The 25374-nt window shown below is 67.8% G+C and carries 24 protein-coding genes and 2 pseudogenes; 11 read left to right on the forward strand and 15 right to left on the reverse strand.

Translation table 11 applies throughout. From position 1 onward, the window contains the following. Positions 1-5: 5 nt before the first annotated feature. A complete protein-coding gene (locus ABT009_RS24775; RefSeq protein WP_351298874.1) occupies positions 6-605 on the reverse strand; it encodes a cysteine hydrolase family protein in 600 nt (199 codons plus the stop codon). 659 nt (positions 606-1264) lie between these two features. Between ABT009_RS24775 and ABT009_RS24780 the strand changes: the two genes are divergently transcribed. After that, positions 1265-2302, forward strand: a complete 1038-nt coding sequence (locus tag ABT009_RS24780; RefSeq protein WP_351298877.1) for a TerC/Alx family metal homeostasis membrane protein — start codon at positions 1265-1267, stop codon at positions 2300-2302. On the opposite strand, the gene ABT009_RS24785 is transcribed toward ABT009_RS24780, so the two are convergent. The 4 genes and pseudogenes from ABT009_RS24785 to ABT009_RS24800 all read right to left on the reverse strand — a co-directional run bounded on the left by ABT009_RS24785 (position 2295) and on the right by ABT009_RS24800 (position 6143). After that, a complete protein-coding gene (locus ABT009_RS24785; protein ID WP_351298880.1) occupies positions 2295-2591 on the reverse strand; it encodes a hypothetical protein in 297 nt (98 codons plus the stop codon). The genes ABT009_RS24780 and ABT009_RS24785 overlap by 8 nt on opposite strands. A gap of 222 nt (positions 2592-2813) precedes the next feature. Beyond that, positions 2814-3308 carry a hypothetical protein gene (locus ABT009_RS24790; RefSeq protein ID WP_351298883.1) on the reverse strand — a complete coding sequence of 165 codons (495 nt, stop codon included), beginning with the start codon at positions 3306-3308 and terminating at the stop codon, positions 2814-2816. Positions 3309-4371: 1063 nt separating this feature from the next. After that, a pseudogene (locus ABT009_RS24795) lies at positions 4372-5567 on the reverse strand (IS1182 family transposase); the annotation flags it as partial. Between the two features lie 195 nt (positions 5568-5762). After that, positions 5763-6143 (reverse strand): winged helix-turn-helix transcriptional regulator, encoded by a 381-nt coding sequence (locus tag ABT009_RS24800; RefSeq protein ID WP_019074009.1) that lies wholly within the window; start codon positions 6141-6143, stop codon positions 5763-5765. Between the two features lie 141 nt (positions 6144-6284). On the opposite strand from ABT009_RS24800, the gene ABT009_RS24805 reads away from it, so the two are divergent. Beyond that, positions 6285-6692, forward strand: a complete 408-nt coding sequence (locus ABT009_RS24805) for a RidA family protein (RefSeq protein ID WP_351298886.1) — start codon at positions 6285-6287, stop codon at positions 6690-6692. A gap of 216 nt (positions 6693-6908) precedes the next feature. Here the strand turns inward: ABT009_RS24805 and ABT009_RS24810 are convergent, their stop codons facing one another. The 4 genes and pseudogenes from ABT009_RS24810 to ABT009_RS24825 all read right to left on the reverse strand — a co-directional run bounded on the left by ABT009_RS24810 (position 6909) and on the right by ABT009_RS24825 (position 9854). Continuing rightward, positions 6909-7862, reverse strand: coding sequence for an alpha/beta hydrolase (locus ABT009_RS24810; protein ID WP_351298889.1), 954 nt, complete (start codon positions 7860-7862; stop codon positions 6909-6911). Positions 7863-8250: 388 nt separating this feature from the next. Continuing rightward, on the reverse strand, positions 8251-8616 hold the full coding sequence (locus ABT009_RS24815; protein ID WP_351298892.1) for a peptidoglycan-binding domain-containing protein: 366 nt from the start codon (positions 8614-8616) through the stop codon (positions 8251-8253). Positions 8617-8740: 124 nt separating this feature from the next. Continuing rightward, positions 8741-9002, reverse strand: a pseudogene (locus tag ABT009_RS24820) (IS200/IS605 family accessory protein TnpB-related protein); the annotation flags it as partial. A 210-nt stretch (positions 9003-9212) separates the two neighbouring features. After that, positions 9213-9854, reverse strand: coding sequence for a TetR/AcrR family transcriptional regulator (locus ABT009_RS24825; protein ID WP_351298895.1), 642 nt, complete (start codon positions 9852-9854; stop codon positions 9213-9215). A 175-nt stretch (positions 9855-10029) separates the two neighbouring features. On the opposite strand from ABT009_RS24825, the gene ABT009_RS24830 reads away from it, so the two are divergent. The 5 genes from ABT009_RS24830 (at position 10030) to ABT009_RS24850 (ending at position 16005) form a co-directional block, all read left to right on the forward strand. Then, on the forward strand, positions 10030-10941 hold the full coding sequence (locus tag ABT009_RS24830) for a metal-dependent hydrolase (RefSeq protein WP_351298898.1): 912 nt from the start codon (positions 10030-10032) through the stop codon (positions 10939-10941). A 44-nt stretch (positions 10942-10985) separates the two neighbouring features. Continuing rightward, positions 10986-12095 carry a PDR/VanB family oxidoreductase gene (locus tag ABT009_RS24835; RefSeq protein ID WP_351298901.1) on the forward strand — a complete coding sequence of 370 codons (1110 nt, stop codon included), beginning with the start codon at positions 10986-10988 and terminating at the stop codon, positions 12093-12095. A 117-nt stretch (positions 12096-12212) separates the two neighbouring features. Then, positions 12213-13088, forward strand: coding sequence for a M24 family metallopeptidase (locus ABT009_RS24840; protein WP_351298903.1), 876 nt, complete (start codon positions 12213-12215; stop codon positions 13086-13088). Next, positions 13085-14920 carry an SDR family oxidoreductase gene (locus ABT009_RS24845; RefSeq protein ID WP_351298906.1) on the forward strand — a complete coding sequence of 612 codons (1836 nt, stop codon included), beginning with the start codon at positions 13085-13087 and terminating at the stop codon, positions 14918-14920. The genes ABT009_RS24840 and ABT009_RS24845 overlap by 4 nt, the downstream gene beginning before the upstream one ends. 524 nt (positions 14921-15444) lie before the next feature. Further along, positions 15445-16005, forward strand: coding sequence for a DinB family protein (locus ABT009_RS24850; RefSeq protein ID WP_351298909.1), 561 nt, complete (start codon positions 15445-15447; stop codon positions 16003-16005). 165 nt (positions 16006-16170) lie between these two features. Here the strand turns inward: ABT009_RS24850 and ABT009_RS24855 are convergent, their stop codons facing one another. The 6 genes from ABT009_RS24855 to ABT009_RS24880 form a co-directional block, all read right to left on the reverse strand. Continuing rightward, positions 16171-16359, reverse strand: a complete 189-nt coding sequence (locus tag ABT009_RS24855; protein ID WP_351298912.1) for a hypothetical protein — start codon at positions 16357-16359, stop codon at positions 16171-16173. Between the two features lie 676 nt (positions 16360-17035). Continuing rightward, positions 17036-17677, reverse strand: a complete 642-nt coding sequence (locus ABT009_RS24860) for a GntR family transcriptional regulator (protein WP_351298915.1) — start codon at positions 17675-17677, stop codon at positions 17036-17038. 166 nt (positions 17678-17843) lie between these two features. Next, positions 17844-18650, reverse strand: a complete 807-nt coding sequence (locus tag ABT009_RS24865; protein ID WP_351298918.1) for an enoyl-CoA hydratase-related protein — start codon at positions 18648-18650, stop codon at positions 17844-17846. A 115-nt stretch (positions 18651-18765) separates the two neighbouring features. Continuing rightward, a complete protein-coding gene (locus tag ABT009_RS24870; RefSeq protein ID WP_351298921.1) occupies positions 18766-20007 on the reverse strand; it encodes a CaiB/BaiF CoA transferase family protein in 1242 nt (413 codons plus the stop codon). Next, complete coding sequence (locus ABT009_RS24875) at positions 19997-21097, reverse strand: acyl-CoA dehydrogenase family protein (RefSeq protein ID WP_351298923.1); 1101 nt, start codon at positions 21095-21097, stop codon at positions 19997-19999. Before ABT009_RS24875 ends, ABT009_RS24870 begins: the two co-directional genes overlap by 11 nt. Then, positions 21097-22236 (reverse strand): acyl-CoA dehydrogenase family protein, encoded by a 1140-nt coding sequence (locus tag ABT009_RS24880; protein WP_351298926.1) that lies wholly within the window; start codon positions 22234-22236, stop codon positions 21097-21099. Before ABT009_RS24880 ends, ABT009_RS24875 begins: the two co-directional genes overlap by 1 nt. A 132-nt stretch (positions 22237-22368) precedes the next feature. On the opposite strand from ABT009_RS24880, the gene ABT009_RS24885 reads away from it, so the two are divergent. The 4 genes from ABT009_RS24885 (at position 22369) to ABT009_RS24900 (ending at position 25330) form a co-directional block, all read left to right on the forward strand. Next, entirely contained in the window at positions 22369-22677 is a 309-nt protein-coding gene (locus ABT009_RS24885; RefSeq protein ID WP_351298929.1) for a hypothetical protein, read from the forward strand. A 199-nt stretch (positions 22678-22876) separates the two neighbouring features. Further along, on the forward strand, positions 22877-23878 hold the full coding sequence (locus ABT009_RS24890) for an LLM class flavin-dependent oxidoreductase (RefSeq protein ID WP_351298932.1): 1002 nt from the start codon (positions 22877-22879) through the stop codon (positions 23876-23878). Between the two features lie 76 nt (positions 23879-23954). Beyond that, positions 23955-24422 (forward strand): cupin domain-containing protein, encoded by a 468-nt coding sequence (locus tag ABT009_RS24895; RefSeq protein WP_351298934.1) that lies wholly within the window; start codon positions 23955-23957, stop codon positions 24420-24422. 44 nt (positions 24423-24466) lie between these two features. Continuing rightward, positions 24467-25330: an SDR family NAD(P)-dependent oxidoreductase gene (locus tag ABT009_RS24900; RefSeq protein ID WP_351298937.1), complete on the forward strand. Its 864-nt coding sequence runs from the start codon at positions 24467-24469 to the stop codon at positions 25328-25330. Positions 25331-25374 lie beyond the last annotated feature (44 nt).

Below are 25374 nucleotides of genomic sequence, written 5' to 3' on the forward strand. Positions count from 1 at the left end.
GGTCATCATGCCTGAAGTCCTGCTGCGGCCTCCAGCTGGTCGACCGTCGCGATGGTGGCGAAGCGTCCGGCGAGGGCGTACTCGGTGCGCCTGATGACTTCTTCGGCAGACAGCGTGCGGGGGTCGGCCAGCAGCTCGGCGACGCTCTGGTCGGCGGGAGCGTCGCGGTGCGGGATGGGATTGGTCGCGGTCGCGTCGATGACAAAGGTGACCTGGTAGCCGAGGTCGCTGGCGACGCGAGTTGTGGTCTCCACGCACTGCTCGGTGCGGATGCCGCAGACGGTGAGCTCGCGGATACCGCGCTCGGTGAGGAGCTGCTGCAGGTTGGTGGTGGTGAAGGCGTTGTGCGAGGTCTTGTGGATCAGCGGCTCCCCATCCGCTCGCACCAGCTCCTCCATCAGCCGAACATGGCCGAGGGCCGGGTCGAAGACATCGCCGGTGCCGGGCTCGGAGTGCAGTACCCACACCACCAGGTCCCCGGCGTGATGGGAGAGCCGGACAAGGCGGTTCACCTGGTCGGCGATCTTCAGGTCGGAGGTGGTTGCCCATAGCGGACGGGCACGGAAGGACTCCTGGACATCGATGACGATCAGTGCTCGGGTCATGTCCCCAAGCCTGAGCCGCGCGGGCGGAGCGGCGACAGGCCGCATCGGGTCCGGCAGCGGACCGATCCGGTCATCAGTAGGTCAGGCAGTCGAGTAACCACAGCAGAGGCGCGAGGAACTGCGCGCGATCGGTAGGCAGCCGCCTGTGCCCTCCCGCTTCGCGCACGCAGTTTTTGTCACGCGCATGCCCGTGATCTTCCTTGGTTGGTGATCGAGGGCCTTGGTTGTGATCGCCGCGGATTGTTCGGTTTGTCTTGTGCCGCCGTGGAGTTCCCAAGCGGGGTGCGGTCATCGTGCTGATCTCCTTCGTGACTCGGCATTTCGAAGATCAGCCGGTGGTCGTTCGTCTGTGCGGCATCAGCCAGAAGCCGGGAGCAAACCCCGGATCAGGTCGAACCCGTACACCACGTCTCAGGACGCAACCCGCACGCGGCGTAGGGCCGGGTGCAGGTCGGGTGTGGCCAGCGGCGGTGCCTGGGAGGGGCAGTAGGGGTGTGGCCGTGCGGGGGAGCCTCCGGCGATCACCGCAGGTTTCACACCCGGCACGAACCGGTCCGGCGATCCGGCGCACGTCAGACGGATGAAGTACGGTGCGAGGTGATCACCGGGACGAATTGCGACCGCCGGCGTGGCAGCGCCGAACGGAGTCGGATGTGGCGATGCTGGAACTCAGCGGACTGACGTGGGGCGTCACGATCGGCCTGGTCGTCGCGCTGCTCGCACTGGACCTGGTTCTGGCGGCCGTGCGTCCGCACCGGGTCCAGTTCCGCGAGGCCATCATCTGGTCGGTGTTCTACGTCCTCGTCGCGATCGCCTTCGGCGTGTGGTTCACGCTCCGGTACGGGGGCGAGTTCGGCACCGAGTACTTCGCTGGCTACATCATCGAGAAGAGCCTCTCGGTCGACAACCTGTTCGTCTTCGTGATCATCATGACGACCTTCGCGGTGCCGGAGGAGCACCAGCACAAGGTGCTGACCTTCGGCATCATGCTCGCGCTCGTCATGCGCACGATCTTCATCGCACTCGGCGCCGCGCTGCTGTCGCTGTTCTCCTTCGTGTTCCTGCTGTTCGGGCTGTTGCTGATCTACACCGCCGTCCAGCTGTTCCGGCACCGCGACGAGGACCCCGACGTCGAGGACAACGCCGTGGTCAGGACGGCGCGTCGCATGCTGCCGATCACCGACAACTACGTGGGCGGAAGGCTCCTCACTCGGATCGACGGCCGCCGGATGGTCACGCCGCTGTTCCTCGTCCTGCTCGCGATCGGCAGCATCGACCTGCTGTTCGCGCTCGACTCCATCCCCGCGGTCTTCGGCGTCACCAGGGAGGCCTACATCGTCTTCGTGGCCAACGCGTTCGCGCTGCTCGGCCTGCGTGCGCTGTACTTCCTGGTCAAGGGGCTCCTGGACCGGCTGGTGTACCTCTCGACCGGTCTGTCGATCATTCTGGCGTTCATCGGTGTCAAGCTGATCCTGCACTGGGCCCACGTGGACATCGACGAGCGCGTCCCGGAGATTCCCACACCGGTCAGCCTCCTGGTGATCGCCGTGGTGCTGTTGGTCGTGACCATCGCGAGTCTGATCAAGACCCGACGCGATCCGTCGGCCAAGGCCCACGCTGGTTCCCTGCGCGCCCACCCCACCGTCGCCGAACAACGGGACCGTGAAGGCGGCCCAGGCCGACCGGGCGTCAGGTGAGAGCAGCGGCAGCCCCCGCGGCCGCATTCGCGGTGGCGATGGGCTGGCCGGCGGGACGTAGGTGCGAGGTGCCGGGGGCCGTCCTCATCGACACGCTGCTTGCGATAAGCCACGACCCCAGGGCGCCGAGCGTACCAGCCCCGGCGACGACTCCGAAGGACAGCTTCACCATGTCGAACAAGGTCTTGGATGTCAGGCGTGTCGCGGTCTTGAGTTGATGCACATCCAGCACTTCCACGAGTGGCGAGAACTCGCTGCCCGCGATAACGATCGCGCCGACGAGCGCCAACGTTCATGGCCTTGCCGACGGGCCACAGACGCAGCCCCTGTTCTTCACCAGACGGCCGCTGATACCACGATGGACTCCGCACGGCCGCGACTCTAAAGGTCCTTTCTCCGTCGGCGCACCGATCTCGGGGCATGGAGAGATGCAACTGTGGTGCCGAGGCCGGTGTCCGGCAGGTCGAGGTCTTCGACGGGTTCGACTGCGGCTGGCTTACCCACACCGACCTTAACGGCCACGATCCTCCGACTCCGCGTCCGCCCCGTACGTGACAAAACGGCCGTCCTCCCATGTCCAGGTGACATGGCGGAGTATTGAGGGTCCCTCCGCGTGGCTGTCTTCAGGCCCGTAAAACTTGACGTCAGCGGCAAGCTGACCGTCTTTGATCATCAGGGATTTCGGCTGATATTTCGGCGACAGCTCAGGGACATCGAAAGTGGGCGTGCGGCCTATCTCGCTGCCGCCATCCGTGCGGTAGACGCGCAGTTCCTGCAGGAAGAAGTTGCTCGGTTGCGGAGAGCAGTAAAACAGCACAGCAGTCACGTTGCCGAGGCGTGGCAGGCTGCCTTGGGCGATCCGCTGGACCTCCACCTCCCAGTGGTCATACCCGCCGATGCCGCCGCCTTTCGCAACCCCTTTGCCATTGCGCACGGCCACCTTGACCGGCTTGTCGGCGATGTTGTCGCAAGTGAGGCTATAATTGCGATTCTCCCAGTCAGCCACTTTAGGCGCCGACGGCTTGTGTGCCTTCGACCCTAGGAAGTCGCTGCCCTGCTGGGCTTGAGATGCTGCCTGAGCACTAGCCGAACCCGTTGCCAGGGTCGATCCTGCTGCAAGGATGCAGGCTGTGCCGAAAGCAATAGAGGTACGTCGCCAGGAGCTTCCCCACATAGGAACGATCCCCTCTAAATTTGAAGACAGTCCAGCAATCCCGACCCGGCGAGTCGAGTACCCGATGCTCGCGTAGTCGTAGCCCTTTTCGGCCCGGACCTCGCCCGAAGTCTCGGGCGTGGCTGGGGCGGCACCTCAGACGCCCAACCTGGTATAGGTGTGGGGCGGAAGTGCCTTATTCGCTCGAGGTATTGCGGCGCAACTCAGCCGCGCTGTACGGCTGCGTTGTTTTCGTCCACTATGGAATCGATCGAGCACTCTACGGGTCCGTCCGGAACACTGTCGAACCGACGCGGAGGGGTCGCTGTCATATTGCTGGTTGGTTACCGTGGCTAGCGGTTCGACGATGCCTCCATGCAAACTGTCGCTTTGCCCGTAGCGGTCGGTGTCAGTTCCCCAGGTAATGTCTACGTAGTAGTCGTGCGTGTTGATGGGGTCCAAGAGGCGCTGCTGGGTGAGCCGACGGCGCGAGATGCCTGATGCGCATAAGAGTGTCCCCCGGAGTGAGATTAACCTTGGGCTTTTGGCCTACACCGGCCAGGTCACCACCTACTGTCGAAGAATCTCCGACTCAGGGCACGAGTGCGAGGCTTCCGGCTAGTGGAAATAACGATATCGCTGGCGGTGGCAAGAGTTCCGGCCGCCGCACTGGTGCAGTGAGTGGTTACTGCGTCGCAGCGTTCTGCCCAGGCGTGAGACGGAGAGCGTGCTGCACGCATCACTTTCAGAATTAGCCCATATGGGGAATAGGGCAACTTGAGCGAGAATTACTTGGCGCTGGCCAGGCTGTTCGCCGGTCTGGGCCGGCGGGGCAGGTCGCATGGGGTGTCTTTCCTGGGAATGGGAACGGCCCGGCCGTTGGGCCGGGCCGCGTGGTAGGTCGCCAGTCCAGCTCAGCGGCCCGGCCGGGCTTGGTCCGCAGCTTGCGGGCCATGCGCTCCTTCAAGGTTGCGTCTTTGGGGATGCGTCCGCGGGGTGCGGGCGGGACCTGTTCGTCGTGGCCGAGGCGGCCGGTGGCCATGAACGTGTCGGTTCCGCAGGCCAGTTGGCGTTCCTTCGCGGCTTCGAGGTTCGTCTCGGAGCAGTAGCCGGCGTCGACCAGGGCCTGCTTGGGGTGGGCGCCGGTGTTGACGGCGGACTGGTCGAGCATGCTGGTGTAGTTCAGCGCGTCGGAGGCGTTGGTCGTCACGTCGGCGGCGGTGATGACCTGGTGGGCCTCGTCGACGACGGCCTGGGCGTTGTAGGCCTGGATGTAGGCGCCGTCGCTGTTCTTCATGATCCGCGAGCCTGGGTCGGTGAAGTTGGCCTGGGCCTTGGGCTTGGGCCGGGCCTTGGCGGCAGCCTTGTCGCCCGCGTCGGTGACAGCCTGATCGTCGCTGGTGCCGGTGCGGTCCTGGCGGCGGCGTTCCTTCTCCTGCGCGTGGCGTGCCTTCGCAGCGGCCTCGGCCTCGATCTGCGCACGGGCGGCCTGCAGCCTGGCTCCTTGCCGCCGACGCCGAAGGACTGGTCCTCGGCGGCGTCGGTGGCCTCAGCGTCGGCCAGCAGAGCGGCGGCCTTGGCCTCCAGTTCGGCAATCTCGGCCTCGATCCGCTCCTCCTTGTCGACCAGGCGGCCGTAGCTCATCGCCTTGTGTTTGGAGGCGTTGGCCTCCAGTTTCGTGCCGTCCAGGGCGACGCGGCCCATCTTGACCATGCCGAGCTTCTGCGCGAGGTGCAGCGACTGGAGGAACAGGCTGCCGAGGGTGTCCAGGTGGCGGCGGCGGAATCGGGCGATCGACCGGAAGTCCGGAGCCTGGTCGGCGGCCAGGAAGCGGAACGCGACATCGTCCACGCAACGACGCTCGATCGCCCGGGAGGAGCGGACCCCGGTGGTGTAGCCGTAGATCAGCAGCCGCAGCATCAGCCGCGGGTCGTAGGGCGGGAAGCCGCGCTTTTCGGTGTACTGCGCGAGGATCGGTGAGAGGTCGAGCACCTCGTCGACCAGGTCGGCGACGAACCGGGCCAGATGATCCTCGGGCAGCCAGGCATCCAGCGACGGCGGCAGCAGCAGGACCTGGTGCGGGTCGAACGCCCGGAACGTCTTATCTACCACCGCCGCACGACGTGGCGGCTGCTTGCCCTCGGCCGGCTCGACCTCGAACAGCCCCTCCTGATCACGCATACCGGGATCATCCCGCACAAGTGATCCCCAGACACACGCGGGTTGCCGGTTACTGTGACTGAGCACGCTGGTTGGCCACTCTGAGCATTGCAGCTGGTCGGCCCACGGCGGCGCGTGCGCCAGCCGTCAGGCGTCGAAGCGGCGGCGGGCGGCCTCGATGTGACCGAAGTACTGGTGGGTCCAGCCGCACATTCCGTCGACCGTTGCGCGCAGGGCTTGACCCGGCTCGGTGAGGGTGTATTCGACCCGCGGTGGGACGGTGGGGTGCACGGTGCGCTCGACCAGGCCGTTGCGCTCCAGCATGCGCAGGTTCTGAGTGAGCATCTTGTGGCTGATGCCCTCGATCTCGTTCCGCAGCTCGCTGAAGCGCAGGGTGCGATCACCGAGACCCTCGACGATGAGGAACGCCCACTTGTTGGCGACGTCGGAGAAGATCTCCCGCGCCAAGGAGCCCGCACGCGCCAGGTCTGCATCCTCGGGCGAGCCTGTGAACTGCTTGGTCACCATAAGGTTCTCCAGTCACTGAAAAGTGCGTTCTTCCACGTCAGCGTACACTCTCTTACAGTTCCTGAGTAACCACAAGAGAGTGAGCGTCTTGGTCGGCGCGGACGCGAGCCCACAGGCGCTCAGGACGAGGAGACAGGCAGCATGGCCATCACCTTTGTGAACCCCAGCGGATTGCCCAAGATCGACGTCTACCGGCAGGTGTCGATCGCATCCGGGTCGAGGCTGGTCTTTATCGCCGGGCAGGTCGCCTGGGACGCCCAGGGAGTCACGATCGGCGAAGGCGACCTCGCCGCCCAGGTCGAGCAGAGCTATCTCAACGTCGGCACCGCCCTGGCCGAGGTCGGTGGCTCCTTCGACGACGTGGCGAAGCTGACCTTCTACGTCGTCGACTGGACCCCCGACAAGATGCCCCCGCTCCTGGAAGGGATCTCCCGGGCAGCCGCGAAGCTGGGGGTCACCCCGGCCCCGCCGACCACGCTGATAGGCGTTGCGGCACTGGACGTCCCCGACCATCTGGTCGAGATCGAAGCCACCGCGGTCCTCGACTGAACAGGTGCTCTTTGCCACTGGGCGCCGGAATGGCCAACTACGGCGCTCAGTGGCTAACCAACGTGCTCAGTCACAGTTACTGACCCACGCTCCTAGCGTCAGATCGCTGTACGAACGGGGCGTGCTGAGCGTGGTCCCCCGCCGGGGCTTTGGAGGCTTGGTGCACCTACTGAGAAGGTGTCGGCTCTCTCGGTAGCGCTTGGCCGAGGGTATGGGTTAGAGGGTGCCGAGTGCTTTTCGCAGGACATGGATGGCTTGTTCGATGGCTGCCGTTGTGGCCTTGGTGGAGCGGACCGGGTTGAGCATCATGAAGTCGTGGATGATGCCGTTGTAGCGAACACTCGTGGTCGGGACGCCGGCCTGGGTGAGCTTGGCAGCGTAGGCCTCGCCCTCGTCGCGGAGGACGTCGTTTTCGTCGACGATCACGAGGGCCGGGGGCAGGTCGCGAAGGTCGTCCAGCGTGCCGCGCAGCGGCGAGGCCGTGATCTCGTTGCGCTGCTCGTGGTCGGGGATGTAGGAGTCCCAGAACCACGCCATGCCCCTGGCTGTGAGGAACGGGCCGTCGGCGAACTCCTGATAGCTTGCGGTGTCCTGGGCGGCGTCCGTGACTGGGTAGTACATCGACTGGTGCACGAAGCTCACGTCACCCCGCTGCTTGGCCATGATCGCCACGGCGGCCGTCATGTTCCCTCCGACCGAGTCGCCGGCCACCGACATGCGGCTGGCGTCGAGGCCTTCGCTCGCCCCGTTCTTGGTGATCCACTGCGCGGTCGCGTACGCCTGCTCGATCGCCACGGGGTAGTGGGCCTCGGGCGAGCGGTCGTACTCGACGAAGGCGATCGCGGCCTTGGCGCCGTCGCACAGTTCGCGGATGAGCCGGTCGTGGGTGCCCGAGTTGCCGAGGACCCACCCGCCTCCGTGGATGTACAGGATGACGGGCAGGGGGCCTGCGGCTCCCAGCGGCTTGATGAGGCGGACTCGGACGTCGCCCACCTCGGCCGGCACCGTGAACCACTTGTCTTCGCCGACCTCGACCTTGGCGACCGGCGCGGCCTGAACGTCGTCGAGTACCTTGCGGGCGCCCTCCGGACCGAGTTCGTACAGGAAGGGCGGGCTGGCAGTCGCGTCCGCGAACTCCTGCGCCTCCGGCTCAAGGATGTGCTTAGCCACGAGTCGACTCTTTTCGGTGAGTTATTCGGAGATCTGTCGGTATCTCACCAGAGAAAACTCTGCCGAGCCGGGAAGTGCAGCGGCCGTGTCACCTGCTTGGCGCCGACCGCAGTCGCCGCCCCTTGTGGGTGCGTGGCACCGTCACTCAAAGTTCCCTACGTTCTCAGTCGGCTTCTCGACCGCCAATGGGTTCGGCCGGTGGGAGGCCCTGTCGGCCCTGGATGCGTGGCAGGTGGCGCCGTGCAGTTAGCCAGCGGCCAACCGGGCTAAAGTCCACGAACGGGGAGCCGTGGCAAAGGTCGACATCAGTCTGTCTGTGCTTGGTCTGCCGCCGCAGTGCGTCCACCTGATCCGCGATGTTCCTGCTTGTGCGGAACGGACCGGCTGCTCAGGGCGGGTAGGGAATGTAGCAGTCCAGGGCCGGGTGATAGAGCACCCGCCAGGTGTTCGGATCGATGACGCCGCTCTCGGGCAGGCCGTGGCAGCCCTGGATCCACTTGACCTTCTTCAGCATCACAGTGTCGAAGACCCCGTCGAGGGTGAGCTTGGGCGGCTGGCCTCCCCACACGTTGCTCAGGCATTGTGCCTGCTTGACCGCCGTGCTGGTGTGACCGTACGTAAGCGTCGGCCGATACGTCGATGAGACGTAGGAACACTCCCTGGGGATGGCTGCGGCGACCTGTGGCACAGCCACGCCCAGCGTTACGGCTGTGCACAGCGCCGCGCTCAAGGTGACCAGTCTGCGCTGTCTCATGCCGGTCCTTCCGGCCCGGCCGCTTGCTGAGCGTGCTGGGCGTCTGGGGTCAATGGTTACGTCCATCCTTCCCGCCTTCAGCAAGGCTCGCGAGGTTGCAGGGCACCGGGGTGGAGACGGTGAGGGTGGCCTTGGTGATGCTGCCCGCCCAGCGCGATGACGACCGACCAGTCAACTCCCTCTTGCGCACCGCCCAGGCTGCGGCATCCTGCTCCAAGCCCTGCCGACAGTGGTCGGCAAGGTCACTGGCGGCCAGCGAGCTGAGGGAAAAGCCGTCCTCACGCAGCACGAAGGCGTCCGTGTCGGACGCGCAGCCGGTCTCGGACAGCCACCCCCGCAGGCCCCGGCACCACGAAGGGCGCCGCCAGTGCCCGGACTCCGCCCACCCCTTCACCCCCACGGCTCGAAGATCCCGTCACGACACTCAACGACCACCAACCGCAAAGGTCACCCGTTCGACCCAAGCACCTCTGTTCTCTTCCAAGGGCCATCCAAAACACGCAACGCGGGAGCAAGTCTCCAGCACATGGCCAGACGACCACACCCAACTCCGCAACAGCCCGGAGCTCGGCCGTTCATGCCCAAAAGGTGACTGGTCATTGACGCTGCTCTATGGCGGTCCTGATCTCGTCCCAGTGCTGTGGGTCGTCCAGGGCTCCGGCCAGGAGCTGGTAGACGGCGCGTTCGCACAGGCCGACCAGTTCCGTACGGGTCATTCGGGGCTGGTCGAGCCAGCTGAGTACGGCCTCTTCCATGAAGGCCAGCCAGCCGCTGATGGAAAGGGTCACGGCCGGTGTCGTGGGCATCCCTGCCCCTGCGAGCCCGGTGAGGATCCATTCCGCGAGGGTGGCGCGCACAGTGCGGTGCAGGGTGCCCAGGCCGTTGCCGCTCTTGGAGAAGCGGACCACGGCGAGGTATATGGCCGGGTGGCGGGCGACGTAGGCGATGAACATCTCGATGCCGGAGCGCAGTTGTTCGGCGGGGCTGAGCGCGGGGTCCGGTGCGAGCTGGCCGAGCAGCTCCTCCGCCGCCATCTGGACGATCGCATGGCGGAACTTGCGCTGCGAGCCGAAGTAGTGGAAGAGCAGCCCGGGGGAGACCCCCGCCTCTTCGGCCACGGCTTCGACGGAGATGTCATCGATGGACCGGATGTCCAGCAGACGCCGTGCGGTGGCGAGGATCTGCTGCCGGCGGTCATCGGGAGGAAGCCGTCGCGCGGACGAGTCGGAGCGTGCCATGTGCACATCCTATTGACTTCAAGTCAACAATCCCTACTGTTGAGTAACACTCAATAACCGGGCCCGCGGTCCGGGGTTGCGGCAGGCGTCCTAGGTGTCCGCGACTTCCGGACCGCGGGCCAGGCTGCAAAAGCGCTGCCCGCCACCGCCCCCATGTGCGACCGAGAGGCCTGCCATGCTCAAGAAGTCAGCGAGAATCCCCACTCCTCCGACTCCGCGTGCCGACGAGCATGACCATCTGGTCCTGCAACCGCGGGACGTGCAGTTCGACTGGGCGCGGCTCCCTCTGCACTGGATTCCGGGCGAGCCGCTGGCCAGCCATGTGATCAATGTGCTGCACATGCTGCTGCCCGAGGGTGAGCGGTGGTTCGTGCGCACGTTCAAGCAGGCCCTGCCGGTGATCACCGACGAGCGGCTGCGGGAGGATGTGCTCGGCTTCGTCGGACAGGAGGCCGTCCACGCCGAAGCGCACCAGGGCGTGCTGGACCACTTCCTGTCCAAGGGGCTCGACCCCGCCCCGTACATCCGGCACATGGAGTGGCTCTTCCACCGGGTGTTGGGTGACCGCGAGGGCCTGACGCCGTCTCAGCAGCGCGAACACCTCGTCGAGAGGGTCGCGCTGATCGCGGCGATCGAGCACTTCACCGCGTTCCTCGGGGACTGGGTGCTCAACGCCGACGGCCTGGACCGGGCGGGCGTCGACCCCGTGATGCTCGACCTACTGCGCTGGCACGGCGCGGAGGAGGTCGAACACCGCAGTGTCGCCTACGACCTGCTCACCCACCTCGACCCCGGCTACGCACGGCGGATCCGGGCCATGGCCGTCGCCGGGCCGGTGCTGTACTGGCTGTGGATCCGCGGTACCCGTTTCCTGATGGCCGCCGACCCCGAGCTGGGCGGTGCGGTCAAGGCCAGCTGGCGCGAGTACCTGGCGGCATCGCGCCACGGGCTGCTGCCGGAGCTGGGGAAGACGGCCCGCTCGGCGGTGCGCTACCTGCGCCGCGGTTACCACCCCAGCCAGGAGGGCTCGACCCGGCAGGCGATCGCCTACCTCGGCTCCTCTCCGGCCGCCCGCGCCGCCCACTGATCCGCGCACGACAGCGAACCGAGCCGCGAAGGACCCGACCACCCATGCACCCGATCACCACGTACCCCGCACCACCGCCGGACCTATACGGCCGCGACCGCGGCGACCGCCTGATGCGGGCCCTCACCGCCTTCACCGACACCTACATACCCCTCGTCACGAGGACGGCCGAGCGACGTTCCCGCTATCGCCGTCCCACCGGCCCGGCGGACAGTTCCCTCCGCCTCGTCGTGGCCGAACGGAGGACGGACTGCGGCGACGTCGTCTCACTGAGGCTCACGGCCGGGGACGGAGGACGGCTGCCACGGTGGCAGGCGGGCAGCCATATCGACCTCCACCTGCCGGCGGGCCGCAGACGGCAGTACTCGCTGTGCGGGGACCCCGCCGACCGGTACGGCTACAGCATCGCCGTACGCCGCCTCGACGGCGGTGGCGGCGGGTCCGTCGAGGTCCACGACTCCCTCACCCCGGGCAGCAGCGTCACCGTCACCGGACCGCGCAACGCCTTCCCCTTCGCCGCCGACCCGGCCGTTCTGCTCATCGCGGGCGGCATCGGCATCACCCCGATCCTGCCCATGGCCCGCGAGGCCGCCCAACGAGGCCTGGACTGGCGGCTGATCCACACCGGCCGCACCAGGGCGTCCCTGCCGCTCGCCACGGAGCTGGCACGCCTCGACTCGTCCCGGGTGGAGATCGTCACTGACGACGAGCACGGCGTGCCGGACTGCGGCGAGCTGCTGCGCCGGGCGCCGGCCGGCGCCGCCGTGTACTGCTGCGGCCCGGCCCCGATGCTTGATGGCATCCGCGCGGCGTTCGACCGGCTAGGCCCCGGCAGGCTCTCCGCCCTGCACTTCGAGCGGTTCGCGCCGCCGCCGATCACCGACGGCAGGCCGTTCGATGTCGAGCTGAAATACAGTCAGCGGGTGCTGCCCGTACCAGCCGACCGCTCGGCGCTCGACGTGCTGCGCGAGAACCTCCCGGCGGTGCCGTACTCGTGCCGGCAGGGCTTCTGCGGTGTGTGCCGCCAGCATGTGGTCAGCGGCAGCGTCGAGCACCGCGATCGCAGGCTCACCGATGAGGAGCGGGCCGACGGCGAGATGCTTGTCTGCGTCTCCCGCGCACCCGAGGGCGAGCGCCTCCTCCTCGACCTGTGAGATTCCCGCCTGCCACGCAATCGCCCCGCCACGATGCCCGGCCCACTACGGAAATCCAGCCTGCCACGGAACTTCGACGATTTCACGGCCGCACCACGACCTGGAAGTGAGCCCCCGATGACCACCACACCGATCCAGCCCTCGAGCGGGAGGCGCCGAGCCGCCCCGGCCTTCCCGTTCGACGACGCCGACCTCGACCGCTTCCGCGCGCTCCAGCAACTGGCATACCGGTGCGCCGGACGGGTCGCCGACTGGCTGGAGCCGGGCGTGACCGAACGACAGGCCGCCGCCCGACTGCGCCGGGAGCTGACGCGGGAAGGCGTGGAGGACTTCTTCCACGTCCCGTTCGCCTGGTTCGGCGACCGTACCGCGTTCCGGCACTTCAAGACCCCGATCCAGTTCTTCGCCGGCCGCCGGCGCCTGGAGGAGGGCATGCCCTTCATCCTCGACTGCGCCCCGGTGGTCGACGGATACACCGCCGACATCGGCTACGCGGGCAAGGTCGGAGAGAACCCAGTGTGGGACCGCATCGCCCTCGACCTGCGCGAATACCGCGAGCTGATCCTGCGAGAGGTCCGGGCGCGCAAGCCGCTCAACGAGATCTACCAGGCCGTCGACGCCCTGATCGCCCACCACGGCTACGACAACCGGCACAAGGTGTACCCGGGGAGGGTCATCGGACACCAGGTCACCCGGATGAAGGCCCGGGGCCCGGCCGGGGCCACCGTCTTCGGCTTCGGCGTACGCACCCTGCAGACCCTCGGCCGCGAGCTGATCAGCGAACGCCTCCACGGCCGCTCCCCGCTGTGGGCCGACGGCCGCTCCTCCCGGCACGCCCCCACCCCCGGACTGTGGGCCGTCGAACCACACGTCGGATTCCACGACGTGGGGCTGAAGTTCGAGGAACTCCTCGTGGTCACCGAGGACGACGCCTACTGGCTCGACGACGATCTGCCCCACGTACACCGCTGGACGAAGGAACAGGCCCGATGACCACCGCTCCCGAACCCGCCGACAACCCCACGCCCGGGGCGCCTGCCGAAACCGAGCCCCGCCAGCGCACCGTGATCTCCGGTGACGTCGCCCTGGCCGTCTACGAGCAGGGCGACCCCGAGAAGCCCACCGTGCTGCTGGTGCACGGTTATCCCGACACCCACCGCGTGTGGGACGACGTCAGTGCCGTACTCGCGGAACACCACCACGTCGTCCGCTACGACGTGCGCGGCGCCGGCCGCTCCGAAGCCCCCGCGCGGCACGCCGGCTACCGACTGCCGCAGCTCGCCGACGACCTGTTGGCCGTGGCCGACGCGGTCAGCCCCGATCGGCCCGTTCACCTCGTCGCCCACGACTGGGGCTCCATCCAGTCCTGGGAAGCGGTCACTGACCCCCGGGCGGCCGACCGCATCGCCTCGTACACCACCATGTCGGGCCCCTGCCTGGACCACGTCGGGCACTGGATCAGGCGCCGGCTCACCCGCCCGACCCCCAGGCACCTCGGCCAACTCCTCGCCCAGGGCGCGCACTCCTGGTACATCGCCGCCTTCCACCTGCCACTCCTCGCACCCGCCGTCTGGTGCCACGGCCTCGCCCGCCGCTGGGACCAGGTGCTCCACCGCCTCGAGGGCGTCACGCCCCGGCCCGGGCACCCGCAGCCGACCCTCCGCGACGACGCGGTGCGCGGCATCGGCCTGTACCGCGCCAACATGCTGCCCAGAGTGCTGCGCCCGCGGCAGCGCCCCACCGAGGTTCCGGTGCAGCTCGTCACCCTGACCAAGGACCACTACGTCAGCCCCGCACTGGCCGAGGGCCTGGAACAGTGGGCCCCGAACCTGTGGCGGCGTACGTTGCCCGCCACCCACTGGTCGGCACTGCTGGAGAAAGGAACGACCGTGGCACGCATGGTCCGTGAATTCGCCGCCCACACAGAGGGTGCCGCCGCGCCTCCCGGCCTCGACCGGTCCCACCGCATCCGGTCGACGGGGCGTCGCGGGGGCGCGACGGGCGGCAGGCCCTTCTCCGGGCGGCTGGCAGTCGTGACCGGAGCAGGCAGCGGCATCGGACGAGCCACCGCGCTCGCCTTCGCCGAGCGCGGCGCGGACGTCGTCGTGTGCGACATCGACCTGGATGCGGCCGAGCGCACCGCCGAACTCGCCCGCCTGCTGGGCCCCGCTGCCCACGCCTACCCGCTCGACGTCTCCGACGGGCCGGCCGTGGAAGCCTTCGCCGCCGAGGTCGCCGCCGAGCACGGAGTCCCCGACATCCTTGTGAACAACGCCGGGATCGGCCACTCCGGAACCTTCCTGGAGACCACCGAGAAGGAATGGCAGCGAGTCCTCGACGTCAACCTCTGGGGCGTCATCCACGGCTGCCGCGCCTTCGGTACCCGCATGGCCGAGCGGGGCGAGGGCGGCCACATCGTCAACCTCGCCTCCGCCGCCGCGTACCTGCCCTCCAAAGTGCTGGCTGCCTACGCCACCAGCAAGGCGGCGGTGTCCATGCTGTCGGACTGCCTGCGCGCCGAGCTCGTGGACGCCGGCATCGGCGTGAGCACCATCTGCCCCGGCATCGTCAACACCAACATCACCCGGACCACCACCTTCTCCGGACTGACCCCCGAACAACAGGCCGCCAAACAAGCCGAGTTCTCCGGCTTGTACGCCAAGCGCAACTACCCGCCCGAAAAGGTCGCCGAGCAGATCGTCCGCGCCGTACTCCGCCGCCGTCCGGTCGTGCCCGTCACCTTCGAGGCCAAGGCCGCACGCCTCATCGGCCGCATCTCACCAGCCGCCCTGCGCACGGTCGCGCGCCTGAACGCCACCGGATGAGCGCCCGACTGCATCCTGGCCCAGTGCACGAGCACGGGGCCGGGGCATCGGCGGGGGTGCCAGGACCCCGGGCCACAGCTCGCCTGGCGGTTCGGAGAGCCGTCGTTCCGCTCAAGCCGTGTAGATAGCAGTACTCATGGGGTGGGCGCAGGCCTGCCGCCGCGCCACGTTGAACGGGGCGATCGTGTACGTCTGCGCCTTCATCGAACACGTCGGCCGCCGCGTCCCCAGAGTCGCGAAGATCCCGCTGCGGCCCGGTTCGCCGCTCGGGTTTCGACCAGATCGTCCGGCACCCACGCGGTCTTCGCCCCGTCGTTCGCGGCATGCAAGCGACCACTCGCCTTGGCGCGCTCGACGGCGGCCGGCCCGGGCGGCTGCATGGCAATCCCCGGCACCAACGCATGGGACTGACCCGTTCGTCTGTACCAAGACTGCCGGCCAGATCCTCGAGAGTGCCGACCGTGACACGCACGTCGAAGGCGGGGACTAGCGAGTTTGGGCTCTCACGGACGAGCATGGAAGGCATGAGTGATCAACCCGCACGATGGAGCCGGGCAACCATCTACCCCGACATGTGGGCTGACCCGGACGACGACCCCCGCAACAGCGAAGGTGTCAGTCCGGACGGCGAACTTGCGACGCTGCAGGACTTCCTGACGAACTACCGCATGACCCTGCGGATGAAGTGCGAGGGCCTGGATGCGAAGCAACTGGCCCGTCGGTCGGTTCCGCCGTCGACGATGTCGCTGCTCGGCCTGCTTCGGCACCTCGTCGAGGTGGAACGGGACTGGCGCAACTGGATCAGCGACGGTGATCCGCTGCCGAAGCTGTACGGCGAGGGTGACGCGGACTTCGACGGAGCTGTCGCCGAGCAGGCCGAGGTCGACGCTGCGTACTCCGATCTGGAGCGCGAACAGGCCGCGACCGACGCCGCGCTGGCCGAGCACCCGGATCTGAGCGAGCGTCTGGGGAAGGACGGGATCGCAGTTCGGGAGCTGATGGTGCACAGGATCGAGGAGTATGCCCGTCACTGCGGACACGCCGACCTGTTGCGCGAGTGCATCGACGGAAGGGTGGGCCAGTGACGAGGGCCGGGGGTTACAACGCCGCCGGAGGCGCATGCAGGACTGTGGTGAACGACAATTCGGCTCGGACGCTCCTCACAATCCAGCCAGACTCTCGCAGTAGTTGAAGCGCGAGCGCAGTTCGCCCTCCCTCAGCGGAATCTCGTCGGTCCTAGCTGAGATGCGTCACGCTGTCACTGACCTCCACTGTGCCGGCAGGGCGGACCGCTCACGCCCGATCTTGCTGCTGGGCAGCTGGCCCGGGGAGACGGCGAAGGCGTCGATGGACGCGAAGTTGACGACCGTGCCGCCACCGGCGCTGCGCAGTGCGGGGACGGCCTCGGCAGTGACGTTGAGGGTCCCGAGGACGTTCACGTCGAAGACGCGCCGGTACGTCGCCTCGTTGTAGTCGGCGAGGAGGGTAGATGCCAGCCGCGTTGACCATGGCGCGCAGCTGCCCGGGGGAGCCCAGTGCCTCGGCGACCGCCGCACGATCAAGCTGCACGAACAGGCGGGTCCGGCGGGCGTCCCGATCGCCCGGTACCTGGCCTCCCTACAGGAGCCCGAGACGGCATCGACGTGGTCCGCGACGGCTGGCTCCGGCAGGTTCGCGCAGCATCTCGCCCTCCCCGTCCAGGACAACGGTGTGGTGGTGAGCTTTGCCGATGTCGGTTCCCGCCCAGTTCCAGGCCACGTGTTCCTCCGGTCGTTCGATGTACACCGTGCATCCGGACGACCTCGCCAGAATGGTCCTACTCAGCGATACCGCGGGCTCGCAGCTCCTCATCAGTGGTCGAGTCGTCGTGCGATCCCGGGCGGCCAGGAGTCACAGGAACCATCGAAGGCAACCATCCCCAAGCCATACCCGAGGCCACTGGATCCTCGGGACCATACGACAGCCCATCCGACCCATCAACAACGTCGGACCAGCCCCAGGGTCATGCTTTCGACAGGGGGCATCAGCCAGGCCGCGCCAGAAGTCAGGGAGCCCCGGTTCGCAGGGCCACGAAAAGGGTGACGGGGGCGGCGATGGCGAGGAAGCCGGGCAGGATCAGGACGGCACGGGTCTGGCTATCGCTCCACCGCCGAGCATGAGAGCGAGTTGTGTTTCGGAGCCATGGCGATGCTGGTCCATGAGTTCCGCGAGACGGCCGTTGTCGCCGTCGCTCAGCGCGTCGATCATGGCTGCGTGTTCCTCTAGAACTGCCCGGCGACTGTCGGGGGAGACCAGATAGACCGAGTGGTAGGGGGCGGCCCAGTTCCACAGCCGTTCGATCTCGTCGATGACCATTTTCAGGCCACTCAGCCGGAAAATCGCGAAGTGGAACTCATGGTTCAACAAGCGCATCTCGACCAGGTCGAGCCGTTCGGCCGCAGCGACAATTCTGTCGTTCAGGTCGATCACTTGCTGGAGTCGCTCCGCGGTCGGCGGAATGGGAAGACTGCCGATGATCTCGGTTTCCAGGAGCCTGCGCATCAGATAGATCTGGTCGAACTCGCTCTGGCTCAGCCTGGTAACCGTATATCCGACGTTGTGGACGTGGCTCACCAGGCCATCGGCGGCCAGTTGGCGCAGACCCTCGCGAACCGGTAGGCGACTGACACCCAGTTGCTCGGCCATGAATTCCTGGCGGATCTGCTGTCCCGGAAGGAGTTCGCCGGACGAGATCATTCGCCTTAGTTCGACGATCACTCTCTCTACCGCCTTCGACCTGGGCCGGGGCTGTGTCGTCTTTTCGGTCGGCAACGTTCGCCCTTTCGGTGACGCAGAGGGGGGTGGCGACATCCACATACGATGCTGGATGCAGTTTACGGAACCCTGGGTTGCGCCACGGCGCACCGAAACAGGGCCGACAGGTCTAGGGCTCAGCCACGACATGGGGTTTCGAGGGTTTGCGGTCCCAGCCCGTCCGGCCCTTGCGGCCGAACGACCACATCTGAACGCCTCGTTCCACCTCGATCGCGGCCGTCCAGGGAATGGCCGGTGGCCCGACTTCCAGGACGGCGCTGTTCTTGATGCGGCGGGCCAGTTCGGGATCCGCGGCCGCCTTGGCCACGAGTGCCTCCGCGGCGTCGAGCATGTCCTCAGGATCGGCGGTCTGCCAGGCCAGCCCGCGGCGGACGGCTTCAGCGCCGGACAGCGGGATGCCAAGCCCTCCAAGGGCAATGGCCTGTTGGTATCCGGCCGCACGCCCGAGCAGGGACAGGTGCCCGCCGCCGGGATGGATGCCGCGGGCGAGGAAGCCGCTGTCCAGTACGGCGTCTGCGGTGACCAGCATGAGGTCCGTGGCCAGGGCGAGATTGAGACCGGCGCCGACAGCTCCGCCAACGACCAGGGACACACTGGGGACGGGGAGCCTGCCGATCTCCACGAACGCGCTGTAGACGGCGGAGGTGCGGGCGACTGATTTGGGGGCGGCCGGATCGGCGGAGGACTGGCCTAGATCCCGGGTGTCGGCGCCGCTGCAGAAGTAGCCGCCGACCGCGTCGACCAGGACGGCGCCGATGGTCTCGTCGGCGTGGACCGAGCGGCAGAAGTCCTCGATCAGCGCGGCCATCTGCAGGGTGATGGCGTTTTTACGGCGTGGGTTGTTCAGGGTCAGTCGCGCCACGCCGTCGCTGAGGTTCACGATGGCCGGGGGCTCGTGGGGGGCTTGATCGGTCATGTCCTGCTTCCTTCGATGAGGGGAGTGCGAGGCTGTACCACTCGTTAGGCTTCGGGTACCTGATTGCCCTGCATCTTCTCGTTGCTTTGCTTGCGTGGTGTCCAGCCGGGCCCGCTCACGATCCGAATGCCCCTTCGGCCTTCAGCCGCACGATCTCCTCCTCCTCGTAGCCGAGCCCGTCCAGGACGGCAGCCGTGTCGGCGCCGCGAGCAACCGGGGCGGTAGGCCTGCGGGTGGTCGAGCGGCTGAAGGAGATCGGCACACCGACGCCGCGGTAGCCGTCGTCGTCGACGAACAGTTCGCGGTGGGCCACCTGGGGGTCGCTCAGAGCGGTACCGACGTCGTTCACCGGGCCTGCCGGGACGCCTGCCGCGATGAGCTCCTGGCCCAGTGGGCCGCTGTCCCGCTCGCTGACCAGAGAGGACAGCAATGCGATGAGCTCCGAGAGGTGCGTGATGCGTCCGGCGTTGTCGGCGAAGCGGGGATCGTCGGCGGTCTCGGGCCGACCGAGGACGGTCATGAGCGCTCTGAACTGGCGGTTGTTGGCGGCACTGATGAAGATGTCGCCGGTCCGCGTGCGGAAGAGCTGATAGGGGGCGACAACGGGATGGGCCCCACCGGTACGCCGCGGGGTGCGCCCGTCTGCAGTCCAACTTGCCGAGTGCGGATGGAGCAGCGAGATCACGGCATCCAGGAGCGCGATGTCGACGAGCTGGCCGAGACCGCCGGCGCTGCGGTCGTGCAGGGCGAGCAGGATCCCGCTGAAGGCGAGGTTGGCGGCCATGAGATCGACGATCGGCACCCCGACGCGCAACGGCTCCCGGTCGGGGTACCCGTTGATGCTCATGAGGCCGCCGTGGGCCTGCAGGACGGCGTCGTAACCCGGCAGGCCGCCCAGTGGACCGTCGGTTCCGAATCCGCTGATACGGCAGTACACGAGCCGGGGATGCCGTTCGGCCAGGACGTCCTCATAGCCCAGACCCCATCGGGCCATGGTCCCGGACTTGAAGTTCTCCACCACCACATCGGCTTCGGCGATGAGGCGGGCGAGGACCTCCCGGCCCGCGGGCGTGGAAAGGTCCAGGGACACGTTGCGCTTGTTGCGGTTCAGACCGTGGTAGTAGGCGCTCGTTCCGTCCGTATGGAAGGGCGGTCCCCAGGAACGCGTCTCGTCGCCCCCCGGTCCCTCGACCTTGATGACAGCGGCTCCGTGATCGGAGAGCATCTGGGCGCAGTACGGTCCGGCAAGGACCCTGCTGAGATCGAGTACACGCAGGCCTTTGAGGACGCCCTGGGCTTCCGGCGCCGCCGTCCAGGCGTCTCGCCGCGCCGACTTGAGATCGCGTTCAGCTGACACCGGTACGGCTCCCTTGCGTTGTGCGGTTGTGGACCTTGAGGTCCGCGCCGGAGACCAATTGCCACAGGTCGTCCGCCTCCGCCACCAGGTCGGCGCTTCGGCGCTGCCAGTAGAGCTCGTTGCCGTACTCCTCACGCCACGACCACAGGCGTGTGGTGTGGGCGCCGAGCCGATGTTCGCGAGTGAAACCGATCGCGCCGTGCAACTGATGGGCGATTGCCGTGATCTGCCGGGCCAGCGCTGAAGCCTCGGCCTTGGCCGAAGCCACGGCCAGTTCCCTGTGGCGTGTGCCCTCCGCGAGGGCCAGTACGGCGGCGTCCGCCGAGACCTCGACCGTGACCACAGCACCCGCGAGCTGCGCAAGCTGCTGCTGCACCGCCTGGAAGCGGACCAGGGGCCTGCCGAACTGCACCCGTTCGGAAACGTACCGGGACGTGGCGTCCAGAACGGCGCGTGCGGCACCCGCCAGCTGCGCCGCTCGCGCCGCTGCCCCGTACAGCGACAGCTCGCCCTGCCGGCAGACGTCGGCCGGCCAGTGGATCTCGTAGGCCTCGACTCCGTCGAGAATCGCGCTGTCGCGCTGCTCTCCGGCGAGGTTCTCCCCGGGCGACACGCGCAGCCCGGGCTCGTCGGTCGAGACCAGTGAGACGGCCGGGCCCTGCGGAGTGTCGGCCAGGGTGAGCAGAAAATCGGCGGAGCGCAGCCAGGGGACCCGGGACAGCGACCCGCTCAGCCGCCAGGATCCGCAGGACCCTGTCTCGGCGGTGATGTCGCCGGTGGCGGCCGTGAGCATGCCGGCAGGCAGGGCGGCCTGTGCGGCGGCCAGCAGCGGACCGGCGAGGAACAGTGCTTCGGCCAGTGGGATGGCGGCGCTCGCGGAAGCGGCCTCACGGACCAGAACGGCCGCATCCCGCAAGGTGCCGCCCGCGCCCCCCAGCTCCTCGGGAACCGTGAGGGAGGTGAATCCGAGCCGTTCGAGGTCGTCCCACAGCTTCCGGTCGGACCCGGCCGGCGGCGACGAGCCCACGGGGTGCCGCCCCGCGAACACATCCCGGACGGCGACGGTCAGGTCTTCCAGATGATCGCTCATCAGTCACTGAGTCCCTTCGCGACGATGGAGCGCAGGACTTCGTTGGTGCCTCCGCGCAGCGTGAAGGCGGGTACGTGTGCGACCGCTTCGGCGAGCATGGAGGCGAGGCCCGAGTCGGCCGAGGGCTCCGGACCCGTGTGCCTTCGCACGACGTCCACGACGTCGCCTTCGAAGGCGGTCCCCAGGTCCTTCACCAGAGCCGCCTCGACGGAGGGCTGCTCTCCGCGGTCCAGCAGGTCGGCGACGGACAGGGAGAGCTCACGCAGGGCCACCAGTCGGGTGACCAGTCGGCCGAGGTCCGCGCGGGCTACCGGGTCCGCGGCGGCGCGGGTCGAGCGTGACCACTCGCGCAGCAGCGGCAGTGTGCTCAGCAGCCGCTCGGGTCCGGAGCGCTCATTGCCGAGCTCGGCGGTCACCTGGCGCCACCCGTCGCCGCGTGCGCCGAGGAGCGCGGACGGCGGGATGAGCGCATCGTCGAAGACCACCTCGTTGAATTGGTGAGCGCCGTCGATGGTGATGATCGGCCGGATCCGGATCCGCGGGTGGGGCAGGTCCACGATGAACTGGGAGAGCCCGCGGTGCCTGTCGTCGGTGGGGTCGGTGCGCGCGAGCACGATCATCGCGGTCGCGATGTGCGCCACGCTCGTCCAGACCTTGGTACCGGTCAGTCTCCATCCGTCGTCCGTCTCGATCGCGCGCGTGCGGACGGAGGCGAGGTCGGAGCCGGAGTCCGGCTCCGACATGCCGATCGCGAAGAAGCTCTCAGCTGCCGCGATGCCGGGGAGGTAACGGCGTTTCTGTTCTTCTGTTCCGTTACGCAGCATGCTCGGCGCCATCTGCCGGTCGGCGATCCAGTGTGCGGCCACCGGTGCCCCGGCGGCCAGTAACTCCTCTGTCACCACGTAGCGTTCCAGGGCGGAGCGGCCGTGCCCCCCGTACTCGGGAGGGATCGTCATGCCGACCCACCCGCGCTGGGCGAGCCGTCTGCTGAAGCTCTGATCGATCCCTGACATCCAGGCGTCGTTCTGCGGCCTGAAGGCACCGGCTGCGGTCTCCTTCTCGAGGAAGTCCCGGACCTCGGCCCGGAGTTCCTGCAGGTGCTCGGGAAGCTCGGAGACCGCACGGAGAGCGAATGCCATGAGACCGTCCTTCCGCGAGAATGATCATCCAAAATTGGATCCTATCTTGCAGTCCAAATGGTTGACAACACACGGTGACGTGGTTTGACTGACCGTCACAACACAGAGACCGGTCGGCTCGGGAGTCGCCGCATGACCTCAACGACGCGTTCGCACCGCCTCATTGACCTGCACGTGCCACCCAGCCGCCCCGACAGGGCCGAGCTCGAGAAGCACCTTCCTGGGGGAGATCCCGCGCTCCTGCTGACGGCTCTTGTGCAGATCACCGGCGATGCCTCGCTCCTGGACCGCTTCGGGCCCGGGCTCACCATGGAGCAGCGCGCCGATGCGCGCCTGCTGCCGATGGGGCGCTTGCCGGAGGAGGACCGCGCCGAGCTGCACGGACTCCTGGTCGAGGCCCTGGCCGAAGATGATCCGACCGACTTCGCCTCAGCCCGCTGACCGCCCCTCAGATGAGCCTCCGGGAGCACGACGGAACCCGGCTGTCCCGACGGTCATCAGAAGCGTCGCTTGCCCACTCCGCTTCACCCCCGGCCTGCTGTGCGCACCGCAGAGAGCGGGCCGGACGAGGCCGGCGGCCGCCCGTAACGGCGCCACCCGCTCTCCCGCATCCCGAACCGGCAGAAGGTGGTCAAACCCCATGACCCGACCGGCACTTTCCGTGGCACTGCCACCCAGCAAGGACGTCGTCGACTACGCACTCGCCGCCGAACACCTGGGATACGAACGGTTGTGGCTGTTCGACTCGCCTGCGCTGTACGGGGACATCTGGGTGGCGCTCGGCCGGCTCGCCGAGCAGACCCAGCGCATCAAGCTCGGAACCGGCGTCGCCGTGCCCAGCACCCGCCACCCGATGGTGACCGCGTCGGCGATCGCGTCCATCGAGGAACTGTCCCCCGATCGGCTCACTGTCGCCTTCGGCGCCGGATTCACCGCCTGCCGAGCCATGGGCCAGAAGCCGATGAAATGGTCGGAACTCGCCACCTGCATCCGCCAGATCCGCGGTCTGCTCGCCGGGGAGGTCGTCGAGATCGACGGCCTCGCCACCCAGATGATCCACTCGTCCGGCTGGGCACCCGACGGCCCGATCACCACCCCGATCTGGTCCGCACCCAGCGGGCCCAAGGGCTTCGAAGTGTCGCGGCAACTGGACCTCGACGGCGTCATCCTGAGCTCCCCTCCCCAGCAAGGCGAACACCACGCCTGGAAGTCCAACGCACTCCTGATCAACGGCACCGTCATTCGTCCGGGCGAAGACCACACCACCCCTCGCCTCGTCGAAGCCATCGGACCTCAGTACAGCACCGGCTTCCACGGCATCTGGGAAATGTGGCCGCAGGCCCTCGACCAGACACCGGGCGGCGCGGTCTGGCGCGAGGCGATGCTCCCGGCCCGGCCAGACCATGAGCGGCATCTCGCCGTACACGAGGGCCACCTGTGCTACATGACCGACCGCGACCGGGCCGGCGTCCAGGCCGCGGGCGCCGCCATCCTGAGCCAGGGCTGGACGGGCGACGCCGAGTCCATCCGCACCCGGCTCGACCAGACCGGTGCCGCGGGCATCGCCGAGGTCGTCTACAACCCCGTAGGACCGGACATCCTCGGCGAACTCGCTGCCTTCGCCGAGGCAGCCGCGGGCTGAAGCACTCTCGCGCCCGGATCGGTCCAGGCCCGGTACCGAACCGAAGCCGAAAACGGCCTGACGCAAGGAGTTGACCATGACCGTCCGTAGAGTGATCACCGATGAGAGCGACGGGAAGTCGCGGATTCTCACCGACTCAGAGGCACCGAACATCTGGTGCGACGAGATCTGGATGGCCACCCCGGAGCTGCCCTACGGAAGCGACCCCGGGGCGAGCCCGCAGCCGCTGCAGCCGACACCCGGCGCCACATACTTCCGCATCGTCTCCCTGGACCCGGACCATGTGGTCCGCGCGGCGCTGGCGCAGGTGAGCGAGCAGCAGGGGGACATCCACCAGGACATCGACGCCGAGGGGTTCCACCAGACGGACACCATCGACTACGTCTTCATCCTCGACGGCCCCGTGGAACTGCTCCTCGACGAGGGTTCCACCGTCCTGCAACCCGGCGACTGCGTCGTGCAGCGGGGCACCAGGCACGCCTGGCGCAACCACGGGGACAAGCCGATTCGCCTGCTCACGATGATGGTGGGCACCACCCGGTAGCCCTCGTGGCGAATCCCATCCCTTCACACGGACGGAGAGTCAAGTTGAGCGCAGCACAGAGGTTCAACGGCGGAACGGCGGTGGTGACCGGAGCGGGTTCCGGCATAGGGGAAGGCCTCGTCCGCCATCTCGCCGCACTTGGCATGCATGTCGTGGTCGCGGACATCGACGCCGATGCGGCCCGGGGTGTCGCGAACGATCTGTGCGCGCAGGGTGCGTCGGCGGCCTCGTACCAGGTCGACGTCGCCGACGCCGACGCCGTGGAGGCGATGGCCGCCTCCCTGTTGAAGGCCCACGGCACGGTCGAGTTGCTGGTGAACAACGCGGGTGTGGAGAATGCCGGCCTGATCTGGGAGGTCGGAGCGGACCGCTGGAACAAGGTCATGGGCATCAATGTCAGCGGCGTCTTCCACGGGCTGCGAGCCTTCGTGCCCCGGATGATCCAGGCCGGCGCACCGGCGACGATCGTCAACATCTCCTCGGTGGGAGGTGTGGCGACCGCGCCGCTCCAAGCGCCGTACATCGTGAGCAAGCATGCCGTTCTGGCGCTGACCGAGTGCCTGCACCAGGAGCTTGCGCTGGTGGGTGCGCCGATCCAGGTCTCCGTGGTCCTGCCGCACGCGGTGCGCAGCCAGATCTTCGCTGCCGCCCGGCGTGACGCACCCACCGACAACCCCATGGCCAACCAGGTGTTCGACGCGCTACAGCACGCCAACGACACAGTCGCCCTCAGTCCTCTCGAGGCTGCCGAGCACCTGCTCGAGGGGGTCGCCCGCGGAGACTTCTGGGTCTTCACCCACGACGATCTCGGCAAGGCCAGTGTGGCGGCACGCGCCAACGTACTGCAGACGCTCAGCCCGCCGCGCGACCCGGCGGAGATGCTCAAGGGACTCGTTCGCACAGAGTGAGGGAGCAGCCGAGACCCGGCGGCGGAACCAGCCCCCAACAGTGA

It is taken from the genome of Streptomyces sp. NPDC002896 (genome assembly GCF_040295225.1).
In the GTDB taxonomy this organism is placed as follows: Bacteria; Actinomycetota; Actinomycetes; order Streptomycetales; family Streptomycetaceae; genus Streptomyces.

Bases quoted from the DNA above. Each gene is read 5' to 3' on its own strand.
- ABT009_RS24775 (WP_351298874.1), bottom strand. From the start codon at position 605: ATGACCCGAGCACTGATCGTCATCGATGTCCAGGAGTCCTTCCGTGCC.
- ABT009_RS24780 (WP_351298877.1), top strand. From the start codon at position 1,265: ATGCTGGAACTCAGCGGACTGACGTGGGGCGTCACGATCGGCCTGGTC.
- ABT009_RS24800 (WP_019074009.1), bottom strand. From the start codon at position 6,143: ATGGTGACCAAGCAGTTCACAGGCTCGCCCGAGGATGCAGACCTGGCG.
- ABT009_RS24805 (WP_351298886.1), top strand. From the start codon at position 6,285: ATGGCCATCACCTTTGTGAACCCCAGCGGATTGCCCAAGATCGACGTC.
- ABT009_RS24815 (WP_351298892.1), bottom strand. From the start codon at position 8,616: ATGAGACAGCGCAGACTGGTCACCTTGAGCGCGGCGCTGTGCACAGCC.
- ABT009_RS24825 (WP_351298895.1), bottom strand. From the start codon at position 9,854: ATGGCACGCTCCGACTCGTCCGCGCGACGGCTTCCTCCCGATGACCGC.
- ABT009_RS24830 (WP_351298898.1), top strand. From the start codon at position 10,030: ATGCTCAAGAAGTCAGCGAGAATCCCCACTCCTCCGACTCCGCGTGCC.
- ABT009_RS24835 (WP_351298901.1), top strand. From the start codon at position 10,986: ATGCACCCGATCACCACGTACCCCGCACCACCGCCGGACCTATACGGC.
- ABT009_RS24840 (WP_351298903.1), top strand. From the start codon at position 12,213: ATGACCACCACACCGATCCAGCCCTCGAGCGGGAGGCGCCGAGCCGCC.
- ABT009_RS24845 (WP_351298906.1), top strand. From the start codon at position 13,085: ATGACCACCGCTCCCGAACCCGCCGACAACCCCACGCCCGGGGCGCCT.
- ABT009_RS24850 (WP_351298909.1), top strand. From the start codon at position 15,445: ATGAGTGATCAACCCGCACGATGGAGCCGGGCAACCATCTACCCCGAC.
- ABT009_RS24865 (WP_351298918.1), bottom strand. From the start codon at position 18,650: ATGACCGATCAAGCCCCCCACGAGCCCCCGGCCATCGTGAACCTCAGC.
- ABT009_RS24875 (WP_351298923.1), bottom strand. From the start codon at position 21,097: ATGAGCGATCATCTGGAAGACCTGACCGTCGCCGTCCGGGATGTGTTC.
- ABT009_RS24880 (WP_351298926.1), bottom strand. From the start codon at position 22,236: ATGGCATTCGCTCTCCGTGCGGTCTCCGAGCTTCCCGAGCACCTGCAG.
- ABT009_RS24885 (WP_351298929.1), top strand. From the start codon at position 22,369: ATGACCTCAACGACGCGTTCGCACCGCCTCATTGACCTGCACGTGCCA.
- ABT009_RS24890 (WP_351298932.1), top strand. From the start codon at position 22,877: ATGACCCGACCGGCACTTTCCGTGGCACTGCCACCCAGCAAGGACGTC.
- ABT009_RS24895 (WP_351298934.1), top strand. From the start codon at position 23,955: ATGACCGTCCGTAGAGTGATCACCGATGAGAGCGACGGGAAGTCGCGG.